17 protein-coding genes are annotated in these 21,179 nt (G+C 69.5%); 12 read left to right on the forward strand and 5 right to left on the reverse strand.

Going from position 1 to position 21,179, the window contains the following annotated elements:
* The first annotated feature begins 39 nt into the window (after positions 1-39).
* Positions 40-2,346, forward strand: a complete 2,307-nt coding sequence (locus tag AC07V5_RS01625) for a carbohydrate binding family 9 domain-containing protein (RefSeq protein WP_495113730.1) — start codon at positions 40-42, stop codon at positions 2,344-2,346.
* A 76-nt stretch (positions 2,347-2,422) separates the two neighbouring features.
* Here AC07V5_RS01625 and rbp read toward each other — a convergent pair whose 3' ends face one another.
* The gene (gene rbp / locus AC07V5_RS01630; RefSeq protein ID WP_495113731.1) at positions 2,423-2,971 is read right to left on the reverse strand and encodes an RNA-binding regulator; all 549 of its coding nucleotides are present in this window, start codon (positions 2,969-2,971) and stop codon (positions 2,423-2,425) included.
* A gap of 236 nt (positions 2,972-3,207) precedes the next feature.
* Between rbp and AC07V5_RS01635 the strand changes: the two genes are divergently transcribed.
* Positions 3,208-4,104, forward strand: coding sequence for a hypothetical protein (locus AC07V5_RS01635; protein ID WP_495113732.1), 897 nt, complete (start codon positions 3,208-3,210; stop codon positions 4,102-4,104).
* A complete protein-coding gene (locus AC07V5_RS01640; protein ID WP_495113733.1) occupies positions 4,101-4,892 on the forward strand; it encodes a helical backbone metal receptor in 792 nt (263 codons plus the stop codon). Before AC07V5_RS01635 ends, AC07V5_RS01640 begins: the two co-directional genes overlap by 4 nt.
* On the opposite strand, the gene AC07V5_RS01645 is transcribed toward AC07V5_RS01640, so the two are convergent.
* Positions 4,855-6,171, reverse strand: a complete 1,317-nt coding sequence (locus AC07V5_RS01645; RefSeq protein ID WP_495113734.1) for a reverse transcriptase family protein — start codon at positions 6,169-6,171, stop codon at positions 4,855-4,857. The genes AC07V5_RS01640 and AC07V5_RS01645 overlap by 38 nt on opposite strands.
* 213 nt (positions 6,172-6,384) lie before the next feature.
* On the opposite strand from AC07V5_RS01645, the gene AC07V5_RS01650 reads away from it, so the two are divergent.
* The 5 genes from AC07V5_RS01650 (at position 6,385) to AC07V5_RS01670 (ending at position 12,356) form a co-directional block, all read left to right on the forward strand.
* Positions 6,385-7,026, forward strand: a complete 642-nt coding sequence (locus AC07V5_RS01650; protein ID WP_495113735.1) for a MarC family protein — start codon at positions 6,385-6,387, stop codon at positions 7,024-7,026.
* A gap of 87 nt (positions 7,027-7,113) precedes the next feature.
* A complete protein-coding gene (gene creB / locus AC07V5_RS01655) occupies positions 7,114-7,788 on the forward strand; it encodes a two-component system response regulator CreB (RefSeq protein WP_495115648.1) in 675 nt (224 codons plus the stop codon).
* 3 nt (positions 7,789-7,791) lie between these two features.
* On the forward strand, positions 7,792-9,216 hold the full coding sequence (creC, locus tag AC07V5_RS01660; RefSeq protein ID WP_495113736.1) for a two-component system sensor histidine kinase CreC: 1,425 nt from the start codon (positions 7,792-7,794) through the stop codon (positions 9,214-9,216).
* Between the two features lie 59 nt (positions 9,217-9,275).
* Positions 9,276-10,658 (forward strand): cell envelope integrity protein CreD, encoded by a 1,383-nt coding sequence (creD, locus tag AC07V5_RS01665; protein ID WP_495113737.1) that lies wholly within the window; start codon positions 9,276-9,278, stop codon positions 10,656-10,658.
* Positions 10,659-10,706: 48 nt separating this feature from the next.
* Entirely contained in the window at positions 10,707-12,356 is a 1,650-nt protein-coding gene (locus AC07V5_RS01670) for a GMC family oxidoreductase (protein WP_495113738.1), read from the forward strand.
* Between the two features lie 36 nt (positions 12,357-12,392).
* On the opposite strand, the gene AC07V5_RS01675 is transcribed toward AC07V5_RS01670, so the two are convergent.
* Positions 12,393-15,023 carry an FG-GAP repeat domain-containing protein gene (locus tag AC07V5_RS01675; protein WP_495113739.1) on the reverse strand — a complete coding sequence of 877 codons (2,631 nt, stop codon included), beginning with the start codon at positions 15,021-15,023 and terminating at the stop codon, positions 12,393-12,395.
* A gap of 308 nt (positions 15,024-15,331) precedes the next feature.
* Between AC07V5_RS01675 and AC07V5_RS01680 the strand changes: the two genes are divergently transcribed.
* The 4 genes from AC07V5_RS01680 to AC07V5_RS01695 are packed head-to-tail and all read left to right on the forward strand — an operon-like array spanning position 15,332 to position 19,041.
* Complete coding sequence (locus AC07V5_RS01680) at positions 15,332-17,242, forward strand: B12-binding domain-containing radical SAM protein (RefSeq protein WP_495113740.1); 1,911 nt, start codon at positions 15,332-15,334, stop codon at positions 17,240-17,242.
* Positions 17,242-17,577, forward strand: coding sequence for an antibiotic biosynthesis monooxygenase family protein (locus AC07V5_RS01685; protein ID WP_495113741.1), 336 nt, complete (start codon positions 17,242-17,244; stop codon positions 17,575-17,577). Before AC07V5_RS01680 ends, AC07V5_RS01685 begins: the two co-directional genes overlap by 1 nt.
* A 45-nt stretch (positions 17,578-17,622) precedes the next feature.
* Positions 17,623-18,387: a ParA family protein gene (locus AC07V5_RS01690; RefSeq protein ID WP_495113742.1), complete on the forward strand. Its 765-nt coding sequence runs from the start codon at positions 17,623-17,625 to the stop codon at positions 18,385-18,387.
* 60 nt (positions 18,388-18,447) lie between these two features.
* On the forward strand, positions 18,448-19,041 hold the full coding sequence (locus AC07V5_RS01695) for a 2OG-Fe(II) oxygenase family protein (RefSeq protein ID WP_495113743.1): 594 nt from the start codon (positions 18,448-18,450) through the stop codon (positions 19,039-19,041).
* Here AC07V5_RS01695 and AC07V5_RS01700 read toward each other — a convergent pair.
* Positions 18,995-20,395: a sensor histidine kinase gene (locus AC07V5_RS01700; RefSeq protein ID WP_495113744.1), complete on the reverse strand. Its 1,401-nt coding sequence runs from the start codon at positions 20,393-20,395 to the stop codon at positions 18,995-18,997. The two genes, AC07V5_RS01695 and AC07V5_RS01700, sit on opposite strands and share 47 nt — an antisense overlap.
* Positions 20,388-21,056: a response regulator gene (locus AC07V5_RS01705; protein WP_495113745.1), complete on the reverse strand. Its 669-nt coding sequence runs from the start codon at positions 21,054-21,056 to the stop codon at positions 20,388-20,390. Before AC07V5_RS01705 ends, AC07V5_RS01700 begins: the two co-directional genes overlap by 8 nt.
* Positions 21,057-21,179 lie beyond the last annotated feature (123 nt).

Here is a 21,179-nt window from a genome sequence, read left to right on the forward strand (position 1 = left end):
GCGACCGTCATCTCGACTGGTCGACCTCGGACGACTCCCATGATTTTTCGCTCCCTCGGCCTGGGCTTGTTCGCCCTGGCCCTGCCCGCCTGGGGGCACTCGGCCCTGCATCCCCAGCCCACCGCGCTGCGCCTCGCGCCGGGCGACGCTGCGCCCACCATTGATGGCCGCCTCGATGAAGCGGCCTGGCAGCGCGCCTCCATCTACGAGCGCTTCGCGCAGTTCCTGCCCGCCGACAAACAGCCGGCGCACTGGCGCACGACGGTGCAGGTCGTCGTCACCGACGACGCACTCGTCTTCGGCATCCGCGCCTGGGACCCCGAGCCCGGCCGCATCCGCGCGCCGCTGGCCCGACGCGACCAAGTCAAGGCCGACCAGGACTTCATCGCCGTCTTCATCGACCCCGTGGGCCACCGCCGCACCGCGCAGTACGTGCGCGTCAGCGCGGCCGGCGCCGTCGAGGATGGCCTGTTCGCGGCCGAGGAAGACACCGAGGACTCGGCGCCCGACTTCGACGTGGAGGCTGCAACGACGCTGCTGCCCGATGGCTACAGCATCGAGCTGCGCTGGCCGCTCGCGGCGCTGCGCTTCCCGCATGCGGATGGCGCGCCCTGGCGCGTCATGGTCGCGCGCAACATCCCGCGCGAGGACCGCACGCTCAATGTCAGCGCGCCGGCCTTGACCAAGGACGCGCTGAGCTTCATCGCCGAACTGCAGCCGCTGGACGGCCTGGGCGACCTCGTCGAACAGGTGCGCGAGCGCAGCTTCATCGCCTTCCGCCCAGAGCTGACGCTGCGCTCGACGCGCGACAGCAGCGACGCCGACGGCACACGCCGCTCGCGCAAGGCCTCGCTGGGCGCCGAGTTCAAGTGGCGGCCGCGCGCCGACTGGGTGCTGGATGCAACGCTGAACCCCGACTTCTCCCAGGTCGAGCTCGATGCACCCCAGCTCGCCGGCAACACGCGCTTCGCGCTCAGCGTGCCGGAGAAGCGCCCCTTCTTCCTCGAAAGCTCCGACGTCGTCGGCCCGACGCAACCCGATGAGTCGGGCGAGAACCGCAGCCTCGCCGCCTTCTACACGCGCGCCATCACCGACCCCGACTGGGGCCTGCGTGCCACCTGGCGCGGTGCCGGCGCCGAGGCCACCGCCCTGCATCTGCGCGACGCCGGCGGCGGCCCGGTGCTTCGCGCCGGCGCCTTCGCAACGCGCAGCGGCACCCAGCCGCGCGGCTCCGAGGCCAGCTTCGCGCGGGGCCGCATGCAGTTCGGCACGCAGGGTCAATTGGGCCTGGCCGGCCTCGTGTCGCTGCGCGACTTTGGCGAAGGGCTAACCACGCAAGTCATTGGCAGCGACGGTGTCTGGCGGGCCGGCGACAACGACCAGTGGCGCGGCCACCTGCTGCTCTCCAGCACGACGCTGGGGTTGGACGCCGACGGCCAGGTGTTGCACGTGAACCGCGAGCGCGGCCATCGTGCCTGGCTGGGCTGGCGCCACCGCGATGCGGACTGGGTCGCCAACGTCAACGTCGAGGAGATCAGCGCCCGCTTCGCCAACGACAACGGCTTCGTCAGCCAGAGCGGCATCCGCCGCGCGTCGGCTTTCGGCTATCTGCGCCTGGGGCCGCGCGAGTTCGCCGGCATCGACATGCACGACCACGAGGTTCAGCTGAAGGTGCAAGAGACACGCACGCTGGCCGACCCGCTGCTGGGCGTCGGGGCCGGCCAGGTCGTCGACCGCCTGGTGCAGCCGGGCTTCTGGTTCGCTGCGGCGCGCAATACCGGCGTCTGGGGTCACGTCGGCCTGGACAGCCATCGCGCCAGGAGCGGAGGCCAGTTGCACGCGACGCGCACGCTGCTGCTCGGCATGGAATCCAACCCTGGCGAGTTGTTGAACTACGTGAACGCCGAGATCGAATGGGGCCGCCGCCTGGATGTCGACGCCGACCGCGTGGGGTTGGGCGTGCAGGGCCAGTTGCAGGCGCAGATGCGCATGCCGCTGCCGGCGGGCCTCTGGTTGGAGTTGGAGCAGCGCCTGGGCCTGGGCTGGGTCGATGCGCCCGACGGACGCCGCGCCTTCACGGACCGCAGCGCCCAGAGCCTGGTCGTGCTGCACCTGAGCCCGCGCGACTCGCTGCGGCTGATCCATCAGCAGACCCGCTTCAGCCGCCGCGCCGAGCCGGGCCTGAGCCTGGCCGTGCTGGACGACACCGGACGCGTGCTGTCGCTGATGTTCCAGCACCGCGTGGGCCTTGCCCGAGTGGTCAGCCTGGGGCTGAACCGCGCCCGCGAGCAGCCGGGCGGCGTGCGCGCCAACGAGGTTTTCGCAAAGGCGACGCTGGGCTACTGACCCTGAAAAAGGGGCGTCAGAAACGAACAAAGCGCCCGAAGGCGCTTTGCTCAGTCCTCACGGAGAGGCTTGGGGATCAGTAGCCGCCCGAACGGCCACCGCCGCCGTAGCCACCACCGCTGCCGCCACCGCCGTAGCCGCCGCCACCGCCGGAGCGGCCACCGCCACCACCGCCGTAGCCGCCGCCACCGCCGGAACGGCCACCGCCGCCACCGCCGTAGCCGCCACCACCACCGCCGCCGTAGCCACCGCCACCACCGCCGTAGCCGCCGCCACCGCCGGAACGGCCACCGCCGCCGCCGCCGTAGCCGCCGCCACCACCGAAGCCGCCGCCGCCGGAACGGCCACCGCCGCCGCCGAAGCCGCCCGGACGCTCTTCACGAGGACGAGCCTCATTCACGACGATGGCGCGGCCTTCGAGGGCCTGGCCATTCATGCCGTTGATGGCGGCCTGCGCTTCAGCGTCAGAGCCCATTTCGACGAAACCGAAGCCCTTGGAGCGGCCCGTTTCGCGATCCATCATGACCTTTGCAGAGGTCACAGTACCGAATTGACCGAACGACTCTTGCAACGATTCGTCACGCACGCTGTAGGCGAGGTTGCCCACGTAAAGCTTGTTTCCCATGGGGAAGCCCTTCTCTTCTCAAAACCAAAAAACCATGTGGAGCTTCAACCCATCGTGAACCATTCAAGCGAAGGTGCGGCGTCCAGACACAGGCAATTGATTATGGTGGCGGGGTGCGGCGATTGCGGAACGCCACTCCGGCAAGTGTTGTTTTTCAGAGCTAGCACAAACCCTGGCGGTACGCGGGCATCACCGTTTCGTCATCGATACCATCGCCGCCCGAGCCCAAATCCATGATGCCCAACCTGCTCACCCCCCTCTCCCGCGTGCTCGCCAGCGTCGATGCGCTGCGCAATCTGCGCGCCCTTTATGCCTTGCTTGCAGGTTTTTGCTTCGCCGGCCTGCTGCTGGCCATGGCCCAGTCCGCCCTGGTGCGCGAGCAGGGCGTGCTGAGCGCCGTCTGGATGGGCCTGGCGCTGGCTGTCGCCTTTTTCAGCGTCAATGCCACCGGCCTGATGCTGATGGACCAGGCCCGCGGCCTGCCGGTGCGCGACCCCCAGGACGCGTTCGCGGACGCACTGCGAAGCGCCCATCGCGTGCTGCTGGCCTTGCTGGCCTGCCTGGCCTTGGCCGGCGTGGCCGTGCTGGTGCTGGCCGGCCTGCTGTGGGCGACGCGCTGGCCCGTCGTCGGCGCGCCGCTGCTGGCCGTCGTGCTGCCCCTCGCCGTGCTGGTGCTGGGTGGCATCAGCTTTGCGCTGGTCGTCCTCGTCGGGCCGCTGGCCGGGCCGGCGGTCTGGGCCGGGCGGCGCAGCACCGGCGTGCTGGCGTTCCTGCGCGAGCGCGTACGCCACGGCCTGCCCGAGACGGCGCTGCTGATGGCCGCCGTCTACCTGTTGGCCGCGCTGGCCACGGCCGCGGTCAGCTTCGTCGTCGTCAGCGGCGGCCGGTTGATGGCGGGCCTGGCCATCCTGGGTGCCGGCGTCGAGCTGCCGGCCGGCCAGTTGCTGGCCGGCATCATGGGGCTGGGCCCGCGCGGCCTGGGCGCCAGCGGCGTACCACTGCAGGGTGGGTCGCTCGGCCTGGCCGCACTGGTCGGCGGCGGCGTCGTCTTCGCCATCGCGCTGGTGCTGCCGACGCTGGTCTGGCTGCGCGGCTGCTGCGCGGTCTATCTGGCGGTGGCCGAACCGGAATGAGGCCGCGGATCGCATCACTGGTGCCCAGCGCGACCGAGACGCTGGTGGCGCTGGGGCTGGGGCCGTGCCTGGTCGCCCGCACGGGCTTCTGCATCCACCCGGCCGAAACCGTCGCGGCCGTGCCCAAGGTGGGCGGTACCAAGGATGTGAACCTAGCCAAGCTGAAGAAGCTCGCGCCCACGCACGTCGTCGTCAACATCGATGAGAACCGCTTGGAGACGGCCGAGGCGCTACGGGAATTCGTGCCCGAAGTCATCGTGACCCATCCGAGCCGGCCCGAGGACAACCTGGCCTTGTTCGAGCAGCTGCGCGCGGCCTTTGCCGGTGAGCCTGGCGTCAACGAGCGCGCCGCGGCGCTGTCGGCCGAGTTCAGCGCCGCGCTGGCCCGCTGCCGCGGCGAAGCTCGCCGTCCCGAGAACGTGCTCTACCTGATCTGGCGCGAGCCCTGGATGACGGTGGCCCGCGATACCTATATCTCCACGCTGCTCGCCGAGATCGGATGGGGCACCTTGCCGGACGTGCTCGGCGGAGCGCACGGCGCCGGCCGCTACCCGGCGCTGGCCGGCACCGAGCCCTGGCTGGGCGACATCGACCGCGTGCTGCTGAGCTCCGAGCCCTACCGCTTCGGCGCCGAACACCTGGCCGAGGCGCAGGCGCTGTGCCCGCAGGCACAAGTGCAACTGGTCGACGGCGAACTGCTGAGCTGGTGGGGCAGCCGCGGCGCGGCCGGGCTGGACTACCTGCGCCAGCTCAGCGAGACCAGTCGATGCGATCGAGCAGCTTCTTGAGTTTTTCGGCCTTGACGGCATTGAGCTGAGCCACCCACGCGACGCGGCCCTGCAGATGGGCGCGCCAGTCGGCATGGCCGTCACGGTTCTGGCCGGCTGGCCCGTCGACGACACAGCGGTGCAGCGTCGCCTTCAACCGGTCGAACTCGTCGCGCGGCAGATTCGGCCACTGGTTGACGACGATGCCGCAGACCGCCTGGCGCTGCGCGACGCCCAGGCTGCGCGTTTTGCGCGGGTTGATGACGAAGCCCTCGTCCGCCGCAATGGCGGCGACCCAGGCCGAGATGCCCTGGACCGGCAGGGACGCCGGACCGGAGATGACGAGGTCATCGGCATAGCGGCTGTAAAGCGCACCGAAGCTCTCGGCCAGGCCGCTCAGGCGCGCGTCCAACGCAAAGGCGCAGAGGTTGGCCAGGGCCGGCGACGTCGGCGCGCCCTGGGGCAGGTGGGCGTCGCGCAAGCGCTGGCGCTGCGGCCACGCCAGCCGCGTCTCCGAGCGCAGCCAGGCCGCGGGCGTTGACGTGTTGCACAGCGCCGTCAGCGAGCGGGCCACCGCCGTCGAGTAGCCCAGGGTCTTGAAGAGGGCGTGGATGCGCGCGGCGTGCACCGTCGAGAAGAAGTCGCTCAGGTCGAAGCGCAGCACCCGCCCCTGGCCCGCGTGCCGGCTCGCGTGCTGCACGACCGAACGGCCTGGCGAGTAGCCGAAGGCGGCGGCATGGGGCGGCAACCCGTTCAACAGCTGCGTCAGCAGGCGGCGCTGCACGGCGCGCAGGTGCGGCGCGGGCACTTCCAGCAGCCGCCAGCCGACACCCTCACCCCGCTTGGGGACCAATACCTGGTGGTAGTGCTGCTGGGCGAGCGGCCGGCGGCGCTGCCAGTCGGCCGGCAGCGTCAGCCGCCACATGCCAGCCGGCGTCATGCCGAGGCCGCGGGCCAGCGCGCCGACGGTGGGCCAGTGCGGGCGTTCCAGCCCGGCCGGTGCCGGGTCTAACTCGTCGGGTGGGCGCAGCAGCCAGCGGCGCACCTCGGGCCGCACGTCGCTGGCCCAGGCCTCGGCAAAACCTTCATGTGCCTCGACGCGCTCGCCCAAGGCCTGCACGTCCAGCCGCCGCCAGACCTCGCCCGGCATGCGCGCCATCGCCTGGGCCAGCGCGGCAAGCCAGGGCGGGCGTTCGTCCAGGCAGACGGCCATGCGCGCCGCCAGGGCATCCTCGTGGCGAGGGCCTGCAAGCATCGCGTGGGCCAGGGCCCGTGCCGTCATCGTGCGGGCTGTATCCACCCGTGCCATCTCCCCCAAGAGGTGCGGCGCGCTGCCCGAGCGACGGGTGATGCGTGAGCTGTCTGGCGCTGTCGCGCCACGCGCCTCACGCCCTGCCGGACGAGAGATTCAAGACCCCCGGGGTAGCCCCGGAGTGCTGGCCCGTGAAGGCTGGCAAAGACCTCGGGCAGCGGCCGCGCGCGGATGATAGGAGCTGACTCACAATCACCGGCCATGGACATCTACAAGCCCCTCGTCGCGCTGCTGGCCATCGTCAACCCGATCGGTGTGGTGCCCTTCTTCATCCACTTCACGTCCGCCTTCTCGCGCACGCAGCGGCGCAAGACCATCCTCGTCAGCGCCAGCACGGCCGGCATCGTCATCGCGCTGAGCGCGCTGTTCGGGCTGAAGATCATCGAGTTCTTCGGCATCTCGCTGGCCAGCTTCCAGGTGGGCGGCGGCTGCCTGCTGCTCATCAGCTCGCTGCAGATGCTCAACGCCCAGCCGGCCGAGGCGCGCAAGGAGGATGTGTCGGAGGGCAACACCAAGGCCGACGCGGGCGCCAGCATCGCCGTCGTGCCGCTGGCCATCCCGCTGCTGACCGGCCCGGCCACCATCTCCACCATGGTCATCTACGCGGACAAGACGCGCGTCTGGTGGGAGCTGGCCGTGCTGTGCGGCTACGGCGTCGTCGTGGCGCTGGTGACGTTCGTCGTCTTCTCGGCCAGCAGCAAGATCGCCAAGGTGCTGGGCCAGACCGGCATCAACATCATGACGCGGCTGATGGGCCTCATCCTCGCCGCGCTGGCGGTGGAACTGCTGGCCGACGGCCTCATCAAGCTCTTCCCCGTGCTGGCCGCGCGGTCGATCAGCTGAAGCCATGGGCATTCTGTTCAACCTCACTCCGATCTGGATGGCGTCAAGTGCCGCGCTCGTCGCCGAGATCGCGGCCCTGACCCAAGGCTGGAGCGCTTGACGACCATCCTGCTGCTGGAGGACGACCCCGCCATCGCGGACACCGTCGTGTTCGCCCTCGAGCGCGAGGGCTTCACGGTCGAACACCGCGCCTGGCTGGCCGAGGCACGCGAGCGGCTGCGCGCCGCGCCCTTACCCGATCTGCTCATCCTCGACATCGGCCTGCCCGACGGCCACGGGCTGGACCTGTGCCGCGAACTGCGCAATGGCTCTCTGCGGCTACTGCCCGTCATCGTGCTGAGCGCACGCAGCGACGAGATGGACCGCGTGCTGGGCCTGGAGCTGGGCGCCGACGACTACCTCGCCAAGCCCTTCAGCCCGCGCGAGCTGGTGGCCCGCGTGCGCGCCCTGCTGCGCCGCGCACAGGCGCCACCGCCGCCAACACTGGGCTTCACCGTCGATGGCGCACGCGTCAGCCTGGACGGCGTGCCGCTCAACCTCACCAAGCTGGAGCTCGGCGTGCTGACGTTTCTGCTGCGCGCGCCTCAACGCATCCACAGCCGCGACGCGCTGCTGGACGCCGTCTGGGGCAGCAGCGCCGAAAGCACGGACCGCACCGTGGACACCCACATCAAGACGCTGCGCGCCAAGCTGCGCGAGGCCGCACCGGCGCGCGACCCGATCAAGACGCATCGCGGCCTCGGCTATTCATTGGAGCCTTGACCGGTGCGCCTCGGCCTGCGCGTCTTCTTCGGCTTCTTCCTGATCGCTGGCCTCAGCGCCGTGCTGCTGCTCAAGGTCTTCCTGGCCGAGGTGAAGCCCAGCGTGCGCGAGGTCATGGAAGACCTGATGGTGGACACGGCCAACCTGCTGGCCGAGACGGCCGCGGACGAGATGCAGGCGGGCGGCGTCAACGCCGAGGGCCGGCTCGCCGGGCAGCTTCGGCGCTATGCCAAGCGTGAGGTGGACGTGACCATCTGGGGGCTGCGCAAGCAGAGCCTGGACCTGCGCATCTACGTGACGGACGCTACCGGCCGCGTGGTGCTCGACTCCGGCCAGCCCTCGGCCGTGGGCCAGGACTATTCGCAATGGCGCGACGTGGCGCGAACGCTGCGCGGCGACTACGGCGCCCGCTCGTCGCGCGCCTACGGGGTCGACGACCGCAGCACCGTGCTCGTCGTCGCTGCGCCCGTGGTGAGGGACGGCGTGAAGCTCGGCGTCGTCAGCGTCGCCAAGCCGGTGGCCAGCGTGCAGCGCATCATCGACCGCGCCGAGCGCCGTGTCTTCTGGGCCGGCGCGGCGCTGCTGGCGGCCAGCCTCATCGTCGGCGTGACGGTGACGCTGTGGCTGGTGGCCTCGGTGCGGCGGCTGCGCCGCTATGCCCAGCAAGCCCAGGCCGGCCAGGCCATCGCGCCGCCGGCCATGCCCGGTGAACTGGGCGACCTGGCCCACGCCATGGACGACATGCGCCGCCGCCTGGAAGGCCGCGAGCAACTCGAACACGATGTGCGCGCCCTGACGCATGAACTCAAGAGCCCGCTGGCCGCGCTGCGCGCCAGCGGTGAGCTGCTGCAGGACGAACTGCCCGCCGCCGACCGCCAGCGCTTCGCGGCCCAGGTGCTGGACCAGACGGCGCGGCTGCAGACCTTGGTGGAGCGGGTGCTGGGGCTGTCGCAGCTGGAGGCCCAGGTGGGCCTGGGGGAGAGCCAGCGGATCGTGCTGGCCGACTGGGCCGAGGCACAGCTGGACCGCCAGGCGTCGCGGTTGGCGCAGAAGGAACTGCGCGTCACGTGGGCAGCACGCGAGGACGTTGCGGTTGACGCCGACGCCGCGCTGCTGGAGCTGGCCTTCGGCAACCTGCTCGTCAACGCCATCGACTTCGCACCCGTGGGCTCGACGCTGGAGCTGGCCGTCAGCGCGACGCCGACCAGTGCCCGCCTGACGCTGCGCGACCACGGCCCCGGCGTGCCGGCCGCGGCGTTCGCCCAGTTGGGCAAGCGCTTCTTCTCCACCGCACGGCCGGGCAGCCTCGTCAAGGGCTCGGGGCTGGGCCTGGCCATTGCACGGCGCGTAGCCGAGCTGCATGGCGGGCGGCTGGCGTTCGAGGCCGTCGAACCTGGACTCAAAGTCACGTTGATCCTGCCGCGCTGACTTCACGCTGGCTTCACACAGCTCGTCATGCCCTCACCACCGCTGGCGATGCTGGCGGCATGAAGCTCAACCCCACCTTCTCCAAGCTGGCCATCCTGGCCGTCGTCACTGCCGTGCTGTGCATCGTGCTCGCCGAGATCGGCGGCCTGACGCGTGAGCGCCAGGCACGCCAGCGCGAGGCCGCGCAGAACATCGAACAGTCGCTCGCTGGCCCGCAGGCTTTCGCGGGGCCGCTGCTGGTGCGCGACTGCAAAGAAAGCTGGACGGTGCCCGGGGTGGACAAGAAGAAGGACACGATCGAGACCCGCGACTTCCAGCTGATGGCATCGCCGAACACGCTGAGAATCAGCGGTGGACTGAGTCCTGAGGTGCGTCATCGCGGCCTCTTCAAGGTGAACACCTACGTCAGCCAGATGAACGTGGAGGCCCGCTGGGAGCACCTGTCGGCCTTGGCGCCTCGCGCTGAGCACACCAACGGCCGGTTGAGCTGTGGCGACGCCACGGTAGTTTTTGCGCTGAGCGACCCGCGCGGCATCCGTACCGCCGAGATGAAGCGCGACGGCCGGGCGCTGAGCGTGTTGCCCGGTAGCGCGCACCCCACCTTTCGCGGCGGCCTGCACTCGACGCTTCCCGACCTGCGCACGGACGAGCCGTTGGCCCTGTCGCTGAAGCTGAGCCTGGTCGGCAGCCAGCGCCTGGCCATCGTGCCCGCGGCGGGCGACACCCAGGTCGACCTGCAGTCGAGCTGGCCACACCCCAGCTTCACGGGCCAGTTCCTGCCCATCCAGCACCAGGTCGGCGTCAGCGGCTTCTCGGCGCGCTGGCAGGTGTCGTCGCTGGCCAGCACGGCTGTAGCGGACGTGCAGGCTGGGCGCCCGCTGCCCGACCTCTCGGGCAGCCTCGCACCGGAAATGCCCTACGCCGAAAGCGCCAAGGCCTTGAAGGGTGGCGGCCTGGACATCCTGGCCGTCGAGCTGATCGACCCCGTGAATCCCTACGTCATGAGCGACCGCGCCATCAAGTACGGCCTCATGTTCATCGCACTGACCTTCGTCACCGTGGGCCTCACCGAGTTGCTGACGGGCCGGCGCGTGCACCCCGTGCAATACCTGCTCGTCGGCATGGCGCTCAGCCTGTTCTTCCTGCTGCTGCTCAGCCTGTCGGAGCATCTGCCCTTCGTGGCGGCCTACCTCATCGCGGCCGGTGCGGCGGCCCTGGTGCTGACGCAGTACGCCGCGGCCATGCTGGGCGGCTGGTTGCGCGGCGCGGCTTTCGGCGGCGGCATCGCGCTGCTGTACGGCGCGCTCTATGTGTTGCTGAGCCGCGAGCAGACCGCCCTGGTCATCGGCGCCGTGCTGCTGTTCGCGGTGCTGGCCGCTGTCATGACGCTGACGCGCAAGCTGGACTGGTATCGCCTGGGCGGCGCGCCAAGCGAGGCGTGAATTACGCTAGGGGTTGCATCTCCCTCCTTGCATGCCCCGTTAGCGCCAATGTCCCAACAAGGTTTCGACTACATCATCGTGGGTGCCGGCACCGCCGGCTGCCTGCTGGCGAACCGGCTCACCGCCGATCCGCAGAAGCGTGTGCTGCTCATCGAGGCCGGTGGCAAGGACGACTACCACTGGATCCACATCCCCGTCGGCTACCTCTACTGCATCGGCAACCCGCGCACCGACTGGTGCTTCAACACCGAGGCCGAGGCCGGCCTCAACGGCCGCAGCCTGCGCTACCCGCGCGGCAAGGTGCTGGGCGGCAGCTCCAGCATCAACGGCATGATCTACATGCGCGGCCAGAGCCGCGACTACGAGCACTGGGCCGACGTGACCGGCGACGAGACCTGGAGCTGGGGGCGGGTGTTGCGCGCCTTCCGCCGCCACGAGAACCACTGGCGGCTGGACAACCCCAAGACGGCCCCCGAGGGCTTTGCCGCCACGCATGGCCACAAGGGCGAATGGCGCGTCGAGCAGCAGCGCCTGCGCTGGCCCATCCTCGACGCCTTTGCCGCCGCCGCCACCCAGGCCGGCATCCCGGCCACGAGCGACTTCAACGCCGGCACCAACGAGGGCGTGGGTTATTTCGAAGTGAACCAGAAGAAGGGCCTGCGCTGGAACACGGCCAAGGCTTTCCTGCGGCCGACGACATTCGGCCGGCCCAACTTCGAGCTGTGGACGGGCGCCCAGGTGCGCAAGCTGCGCCTGCTGCGTGACGACAGCGGCCTGCGCTGCGGCGGCGTGGAGGTGCTGACGCCGCGTGGCGTGGAGCGGCCCTGGCTGAACGTGGGCGGCGAGGTCATCCTGTGCGCTGGCGCCATCGGTTCGCCGCAGATCCTGCAACTGTCCGGCCTCGGCCCAGCGGCGCTGCTGCAAGGCCTGGGAGTGCCGGTGGAGCACGACCTGCCCGGCGTGGGCGCCAACCTGCAGGACCACCTGCAGATCCGCGCCGTCTACAAGGTGCAAGGCGCCAAGACGCTGAACACCCGCGCCGCATCGCTGCTGGGCAAGGCCATGATCGGCCTGGAGTACGCACTGCGCCGCAGCGGCCCGATGAGCATGGCGCCCAGCCAGCTCGGCGCCTTCACGCGCAGCAGCCCCGACAAGGTCTGGCCCGACCTGGAGTACCACGTGCAGCCGCTGTCGCTGGACGCCTTCGGCGAACCGCTGCACGGCTTCAACGCCTTCACGGCCAGCGTGTGCAACCTGAACCCGACCAGCCGCGGCACGGTCTACGCGACCTCACCCGACGCGACGGTGGCGCCGGCCATCCGGCCCAACTACCTGTCCACCGAGGAAGACCGCCGCGTGGCCGCCGAGAGCCTGAAGCTGACGCGGCGCATCGTGTCCCAGCCGGCGCTGGCCGGCTTCAAGCCCGAGGAATACAAACCGGGGCCGCAGTACCAGACCGACGAGGAACTGGCGCGCCTGGCGGGCGACATCGCGACGACCATCTTCCACCCCGTGGGCACCTGCAAGATGGGCCGCAAGGACGACAACGACGCGGTGGTCGACTCACGCCTGCGCGTGCGCGGCGTGGCGGGGTTGCGTATCGCCGACGCGAGCGTGATGCCGACGATCACGAGCGGAAACACCAACTCGCCGACGTTGATGATCGCGGAGAAGTTGGCAGGATGGCTGGTGGGTTGAGCAGGTACCGAAAGGGTACCTGCGCGCGCCCTGCCCTCAGCGCGGCGGCACCACCAGAGTCACGTTGACGGGCTGGCCGTCCTCGGTGGTGTAGACCTCGATGTCGTAGGAGCTGCCTGGCCGAGGCGCGAAGGAGGGGTAGGCGGACAGCAAGAAGGGCCCGTAGTTCCGCGAGTCGAAACGACCGCCGGGCGCCACGGCTGCACCCGCCGGAATCTCGACGCTGCGATAGCCCGTGTCGCCGTACGGATAAAAAATGCAGCGCCGCTCGTAGTCAGGCTTGATGTCTGAATTCGTGCCGCGCCCAAATTCATTGAAGACATCCAGGTGCAGAGGCAACTTGATCAGCACCTTTGCCCCGGCTGGCAGGCCGCGTGGGGCAACAAAGCTCAGTGACCAACTGAGGTTGCCTTTGTCCGAGTAGGCCCCGGCCGTCGCGATGGCACTCTCGATGCGACTGCTTCCGCCGACAGGCAAGGGCCCTTGGGTGCGGAGGTGCGCCGTGTCCTCGGTGCTCCAGACACTCAACACGGTCGCTTCCGCTTCGGCGCAGAGCGGCTTGCCCAGGCCATCCACACGCAAATCTTCAGCCGTCAGCCGCCCGCCCGGGCCAGCCGCAGCAGGGGTGCGAACGGTGAAGATGAGCAAGCCGGGCTGCGTTTCCAGTTCGACGGCGCCGGTGTTCGAGGCGAGGCGCGCACCACGCGTCTCCAGGCCATTGGTACCCACGAACAGACGGGACCCCACAGGCAGACCCGCGGGGCTGGACACGTCCAGACCGAGCGCGGTGGTGCCTGAGCCGATAGTCGCTGCATCGCTGAACACCGCGGAGGCCGACGGCTGAGTGTCGGCGGCAGCGATACGGACCGGCACGCTCACACCCTCTGGATTCGTATCCGTAGCCACCTTGAAGGCATAGACGCCAGGCACCGCCGGATTGCGCACCTCCAGCCTGAACCCCTCTGGAAAGGGCCAACTGCCAGCGGGCCATCGCGTGGGCCGATCGAGCAGCTTCACACGCACCAGTCGCCCTTGGCGTTCGATCTTGAAGCGTCCCTTGGGATACAGCTCGGCCCCGTCCGCATCAAGGATGCCGAATGCGCTGGGGACTTCGACATAGACCGACTGGCCGGCCACCAGTCCATCGACGAGCTGGAATGGGAAATTGAGGTAGGTCTGCGCATTGACGGCCCGAGTGATCGGCTCGATCGTCAAGGGTCCGGCGGCCGCGCCTTTGATCCCGATGGTCGAGACCGCGGCCGCGGCCTTGCTGGATTGCCCACCCGCCTGGGCCACGAGCTGGAACTTGTAGGTCCCGGGTCGGTCCGGCGTGAAACGAGGCTGGGCTGCGCTCGCATCGCTCAGGGAAGCCACGCTGCCTTCCGGCCGTGACAGCACGGTCCAGACAAACTTCACCACCGCACCGTTGCGCGACTGGCTGCCGCTGCCGTCGAGCGTCAGCGCTTCACCCACGAGGCCAGTGGTTGGAACCTGGAGGCGGGCCAGCGGCGGCTTGCCGGCCACGCGCACACCGATCACCCGCCAATCCGGATCGGTCATCAGGCCGGACTCCGCCTTGGGATAGATGCCGTCCATCAGCGCCGCAGAGAACTGGCCGGTGCGCGCGTTGCGCCAGACCAGATCGGTTCGGCCATCCCCATCAAGATCCACAGCCTGCTCAAACTGCCAGTCAGGGTCGACAGTGAGCCAGTGCGTGCGCCAGCTGTACTCCGCCCCCGGCACGTACTCCGCCGCGTAGCTCAACCCGCTGTCCCTGTCACGCCAGATCAACGCAGCGCGACCGGCCCCGCTCAAATCTGCAGCGGCCACCACGTCGATGCCGCCCACGGGCAGGTACTTCTCCGAGGTGACTGCCCAGCCCCCGCCCAGAGCCATCTGCGGCGATACCTGGAGCACACGCGCCAGAAACGACGAGTCGCTGCCCAGGATCAGATCCTTGCCCGGGCCACCCGTTACGGCCGCCGCCGACCCAAAGAAACGGACCTTCCAACTCAGCACCTTGGCGGAGAACTGCCCTTTGCTCCCCTTCATCCACCAGACCGTGCTGTAGACGTTGTCTTCCCGGCGGTTGTCCCACAGCAGATCCGCCATGCCGTCACCGTCCAGATCGGACGCGACGAGCACGCGGGACTCGGTGTCCGTCAGCAGGACGGTGCTCTCCTGCACCTGGGCGCCGTTCATCAACCACATCACGGTTTGCCCCGTGGCCTCGTTGCGCAGCAGCAGGTCGTCGCGGTCGTCGCCGTTGAAATCGGCGACATGGGTGACCTTCCAGCCGCGCTCCTGGAGCAGCACGCTGATCTCGCTCACATCGAAGAGCGTCGGCCCGTTCATGATCCAGACGGCGATCTTGCCTGCCGTGGCGTTCTCCCACACGTAGTCATCCTGGCCGTCGCCGTTCAGGTCGGCCACGAAGGTGAGGCGCCAGTCCGGTGACTGGAACAACGATTGGCTCGCGACGCCGCGCAGGCCGTCCATGGTCCAGCTGACGGTATGGCCGGTCTTGGCGTTGAACCAGATCAGGTCCGGGTGCCGAACCGTGGCGCCCGCGTCTGCTTGCGCGGCCTGTGCTTTGGCCAGGCGCGTCGAAGCCACAGACGAACCCGCAGCCGCTGCCTTGCCCGGCTGCTCCAGCAGCGTCGCCATTCCTGGCCCGGGCTGCGCCATTGCAGCACCTACCGCTCGCTGCTCAGTCGCCGTAGGCATCGCCAGTTCACCGGCCTGCTGCCCCCCTCCGCAGGCCGACAGTAGCGCCAGCACACTCCAGGAGAGGATTTGAATCGATCTCAAAACACGCACAAACGCCCCCCTACCGCTTTGTTGGCGATTTAGGACGGCAGTATCCATCGAGCAGCCTGGCAAGAGAGCCGTCGGCCGCCTGCCCATGGGGCCGCCCCACCCCGCTCGCGCCGTGGAGATGCCAACGCCAATCAAGGCCCGCGACAATCGCGGCCATGCCATCCCCGTCGCCCCGCGTGCTCGCCGTCATCCCGCCGATGACGCAGCTGAACACGCCCTACCCGTCCACCGCCTACCTGACCGGCTTCCTGCGCTCGCGCGGCATTGACGCTCAGCAGGTGGACCTGGCGCTGGCGCTGGTGCTGGAGCTGTTCACGCCAGTTGGCCTGGCCCAGCTGCATGAAGCCGTGCTGGCCCTGCCGGAGGCCAAGCGCACACCGCAGACGGCCTGGTTTGCCGCCGAGTTCGACATCATTGCCGCCACCGCGCCGCGCGTCATCGCCTTCCTGCAGGGGCGCGATCCGACGGTGGCGCACCGCATCAACACCCGCTCCTTCCTGCCCGAGGGTGCGCGCTTCGCGTCGTTGGACGCCTATGTCGACGAGGACGGCGGCGATCCGCTGGCCTGGGCGTTCGGCGCCCTGGGCCTGCAGGACCGCGCTCGCCACCTGGCCACGCTGTTCCTGAACGACCTTGCCGACGTGCTGCGCGACGCCGTGGACGAACGCTTCGAGTTCGTCCGCTACGCCGAATCCCTCGCCGCGGCGCAGGCCCACTTCGACCCGCTGGCCCAGGCCCTGGCCGCCCCGCCCAATCTGGTCGACCGCACGCTGCACGCGCTGACGCTGGCCGCGCTGGAGCAGCACCAGCCCGACGTCGTACTGCTGTCCGTGCCCTTCCCAGGCTCCGTCTACGCGGCGTTGCGCATCGCGCAGACGATCAAGGCCGCGCGGCCGGGCGTCGCCATCGTGCTGGGCGGCGGCTATGTGAACACCGAGCTGCGCGAGCTGGCCGAACCGCGGCTGTTCGACTTCGTCGACTACGCGACGCTGGATGCCGGCGAGCGGCCCCTGCTGGCGCTGCTGGAGCACGTCGCCGGCAAGCGGTCGAAGACGCGCCTCGTGCGCACCTTCTGGCGCGACGGCGATCAGGTCAGGTACACCAACTTTGTCGAGCCCGACATTCCCTTCGACGACGTCGGCACGCCGACCTGGGACGGCCTGCCGCTGGACCGGTACCTGTCGCTGCTGGACATGCTCAACCCGATGAACCGGCTCTGGAGCGACGGCCGCTGGAACAAGCTGACGGTGGCCCACGGCTGCTACTGGAAGAAGTGCAGCTTCTGCGACGTCAGCCTGGACTACATCTCGCGCTACGAGGCGGCGAGCGCCGAGGTGCTGGTGGACCGCATCGAGGCCATCGTCAAGGAGACGGGCCAGACGGGCTTCCACTTCGTCGATGAGGCAGCGCCGCCCAAGGCGCTGAAGGCGCTGGCCGAGGAGCTGATCCGCCGCGGCGTGGCCATCTCGTGGTGGGGCAACATCCGCTTCGAAAAGACCTTCACACCCGAGCTGGCGCAGTTGTTGGCCGACAGCGGCTGCATCGCGATCTCGGGCGGGCTGGAGGTGGCGTCGGACCGGCTGCTGAAGCTGATGAAGAAGGGCGTCTCGGTCGAGCAGGTGGCGCGCGTGACCAAGGCGTTTGCCGACGCCGGCGTCCTGGTGCATGCCTACCTGATGTACGGCTTCCCGACGCAGACGACGCAGGACACTGTGGACGCGCTGGAGTACGTGCGCCAGCTGTTCGAGAACGGCTGCATCCACAGCGGCTTCTTCCACCGATTCGCCTGCACGGTGCACTCGCCCGTCGGCCTGAACCCGGCGGAATACGGCGTCACGCTGCAGCCGCTGCCCGCCGACGGCCGTTTCGCCAAGAACGACATCGCCTTCATCGACCCCACGCCGACGGACCACGACGGCCTCGGCCAGGGGCTGAAGAAAGGCCTCTACAACTTCATGCACGGCATCGGCGTCGACAGCGACATCCGCAGCTGGTTCCCCGTGCGCGTACCCAAAACCACCGTGCCTCGGCGTTTCGTCGAGCAGGCGCTCTCGACAATCCGCTGATGTACACCTCCACCTTCACCTTCGCCAAGGGCGACTACGACGCCGACTTCTTCGCGCTCGACGAGCGCATCGCCGCGCTGGCCCGCGGCATTCCCGGCTATCTCGGCGAGGAAGCCTGGGAGAGCACCGCCACCGGGTTGATCTCCAACGTCTACTACTGGGACTCGATGGAGGCGCTGCAGCAGCTGATGAGCCACCCCGACCACCGCGAGGCCAAACAGGCCCAGGCGCGGTGGCTAAAGGGCTACCAGGTCGTCATCGCCGAAGTGGTGCGCACCTATGGCGACGGCGGCATCGCGCACCCGCTCAACCCGCAGCCCATCACCGTCAACTGACTTTTGTGCAGTGCACAATCGCTACTTCCAGCAACGGAGGCGGCGATGCGGCGAGTCGTGTTCAACCAGAAGGGTGGCGTGGGCAAGTCCACGATCACCAGCAACCTGGCGGCGATTGCAGCTGCCTCGGGCCAGCGGGTGCTGGTCATCGACCTGGACTGCCAGGGCAACACGACGCGCTATCTGCTCGGCGACGCGGCCGATGAAGGGCACGTCGGCTCGGCCGCGTTCTTTGCCGAGACGCTGAAGTTCAGCGTGCGCGAGGTCGACACGACCGCCTTCATCGTCGAAAGCCCGTGGGAGAACCTGCACGTGATGCCGGCGTCGGCCGAGCTGGACGAGTTGCACAGCAAGTTGGAGAGCCGCTACAAGATCTACAAGCTGCGCAACGCGCTGCAGCTGCTGGACGACCAGTACGACGAGATCTGGATCGACACGCCACCCGCGCTGAACTTCTACACGCGCTCGGCGCTTATCGCGTCCCAGGGCTGCCTGATCCCCTTCGACTGCGACGACTTCTCGCGGCGCGCGCTCTACGGCCTGCTCGAGGCGGTGGAAGAGATCCGCGCCGACCACGCGCCCGAGCTGTCGGTCGAGGGCATCGTCGTCAACCAGTTCCAAGCACGGGCCTCGCTGCCGCAGCGCGTGGTGCAGGAGCTGCTAGACGAGGGCCTGCCGGTGCTGCAGCCGTATCTGTCGAGCAGCGTGAAGGTCAAGGAGTCGCACGAGCTGAGCCGGCCCATGATCCATCTCGACGCCCGCCACAAGCTGACGCAGGAGATGCAGGCGCTGTACGAAGCGCTGGGCTGACGGGTTTTTTCAGGCTTTGGCCGGCCTTGGCAAGTGCGTGCCAGCGGCCAGAATCGCGGCATGAGCCTTTCTGACTCCGTACGCATCGTTGGCGCCAGCGTCCAGACCGAGCTGCCCGTCATCATTGCCGAGCTGGCCCCGATTGCGGCCCGGTTGCAGCTCGCGCGCGAGGCCATCGACGAGTTGCGCCTCAGCCATCCGCAGTCGCCCGAGTCGAATGTGAAGGCGGCCTACATGAGCCCATGGAAGAGCCACATGCTCAACGACAAGCTGATGCCGCTGTGCGCCAGCGTCGTCGAGATCGCCAAGGCCGCGGCGCCCAAGGCCTGGTCGGGCGACCTAGACCCGCTGGGGCTGGACCTGCTCGTCACGCACTGCTGGGGCGCCATCTATGAAGAGGCCGACTACACGGCGCCGCACAACCACTGGCCGGCCGACCTGAGCTGCGTCGTCTACCTGGAGGCGGAAGCCGGCTGCGCGCCCCTCGTCTTCTCCAAGACCAGCGCCTACCACCCGCGGCCGGCCACCTTGATCATGTTCCCCGGCATCGCCATGCACGAGGTGCCGGCCACGCCGGGGCGGCGCGTCGTCGTCGCGATGAACCTGTTCAAGCAACTGGCGCTGAACCCGCACCCGGAACCGGCGGCAGGCTGAGGCGCGCCCGCAGGCCCGGGCCTGCGGCGTGGGCGTCCAGCAGCTCCAGCCGGCCGCCGTGGCGGTTGGCGATGTCTGCCGCGATGGCCAGGCCCAGGCCGCTGCCCGTGCCCGTGGCGGTGCCACCGCGCCGAAAGCGCTGCATGGCCGCCGGGCGCTCGGCCGCCGGGATGCCCGGGCCGTTGTCTTCCACCTCCAGCCACGGGCCGCCAGGCCCGCTGCCGCAGCGCACGGTGATGCGCGCGCCGGCGCCGGCATAGCTGACGGCGTTGTGGATGAGGTTCTCCAGCAGCTCGCGCAGCAGGAAGGCGTGGCCCAGCGCTGGCGCCTCGGCCAGCTCGAAGCCGAGATCCACGCCCGAGGGCAGCGTGCGGTGGGCCCAGTCCTGGCCGCTCTCGGTGGCGATGTCGCGCAGGTCCAGCGCATTGCCGACGTCGACGCTGCGGTCCTCGGCGCGCGCCAGCGACAGCAGCTGCTGGGCCAGGCGGGCACTGCGCACGACGCGCTGGCGCAGCCTCTCCAGCATCGGGTCCACGCGCTGGTCATGCGGCTCCAGCATCGCCAGCTCGATCTCGGTCTGCAGCGAGGTCAACGGCGTGCGCAGCTGGTGGGCCGCATCGGCCAGGAACTCGCGTTGGGCGCCGGCCGCGCGGTTGAGGCGCTCGAACAGGCGGTTGAAGGCCGCCTGCAGTGGCACCAGCTCGCGCGGCAGGCTGGCCTCCAGCGGCGTCAGCCGGTGCAGGTCGCGGTGCTCCAGCTCGGCGCTCAGGCCGGTCAGCGGCGCCAAGCCCTGGCGGATGGCCCACCAGCCGGCCAGCGCCAGCAGCAGCACGAGGCCCAGGCCACTGAGGGCGACAAGGCTGCCGATCTGGCGCTGCAGCGCGTCGCGCTTGTGCAGGGTTTCGGCCACCAACACCTGGCAGGCGCCGGAGCCGCAATCGCGGCCCAGCTGCACGAGGCGCAGCGAGCGGTCGCGCAGCCGGACGTCGCCATACCAGGCGCCGCCGGCCACCTGGGGCGCGGGCAGCGGCTGCAGCTCGGCCAGGCCGGCATCGCCCTGCATCACCTCGCCGCGCGGTGAGCGCACGAGGTAGAACACATCGTCCTGGCGGTCGAAGCGCAGCGCGCGGTCCATGGTGGCGCTGATGTCGATGCGCGGCTCGCCGCTGCGCAGGTCGATCTGCCCGGCCAGCGTCAGCGCGGTGTCCTCCAGGCCTTCATCCAACCAGCCCTGCGCGCTGTGCTGCACCTGCTCGTACAGCGCCATGCCCAACAGCGGCAGCGCCACCAGCAGCGGCAGCATCAGCCAGCCGAACAGCCGCCGCTGCAGGCTGGAGCGTGGCGCTTCAGCCAATTTCTTCGAGCAGGTACCCGAGGCCGCGCACGGTGCGCAGCTGCACGCCGCCGGGCTCGATCTTGGCCCGCAGGCGCGACAGGCAGACCTCGATGGCGTTGTCGCTGACGCCCTGGTCCCAGGCATTGCTGGCCAGTGCGATGTGCTCCTTGGGCACGACCTTGCCGGCGCGCGCCATCAGGAAGCCCAGCACATCCCATTCGCGCGCGGACAGGGCCAGCGGTTCGTCCTCGATGTAGGCGCGGCGCGCTTCCTGGTCGATACGCAGGCGGGCCAGCTGCAGCTGGTTGCTGGTGCGCGCCTGGCTGCGCCGCACCAGGGCGCGGGCCCGGGCGACGAGTTCGGTCAGCGCAAAGGGCTTGACGAGGTAGTCGTCGGCGCCGCCCTCCAGGCCACGCACGCGGTCTTCGACGGCGTCGCGGGCGGTCAGGATCAGCACCGGCACGGCGATCCCTTCACTGCGCACGCGGCGCAGCGTCTCGAAGCCGTCGATACCGGCCAGGCCGATATCGAGGATGAGCAGGTCGTAGGCGTCCTCGCGCAGCGAGCGCGGCACGGGCTCGCCACGGGCGGTGCAGTCCACGACCCAGCCTTGGGAGCGCAGCGCGCGGGCGGTGGTTTCGACGAGGTGTTCGTCGTCTTCGACGAGCAGGATACGCATGGTGTCGGCAGTATGGCCCGAGAGCGCCGGGTGTGCTGACGCATGGCTGTCACAACCCGACAGGCCGCGGCAAGGGTGGCGGCGACAGGGGCATTAGTCACGGGGCCGACAGGCCTGTCACGA

Source organism: Roseateles sp. GW821-FHT02E12, assembly GCF_059421665.1.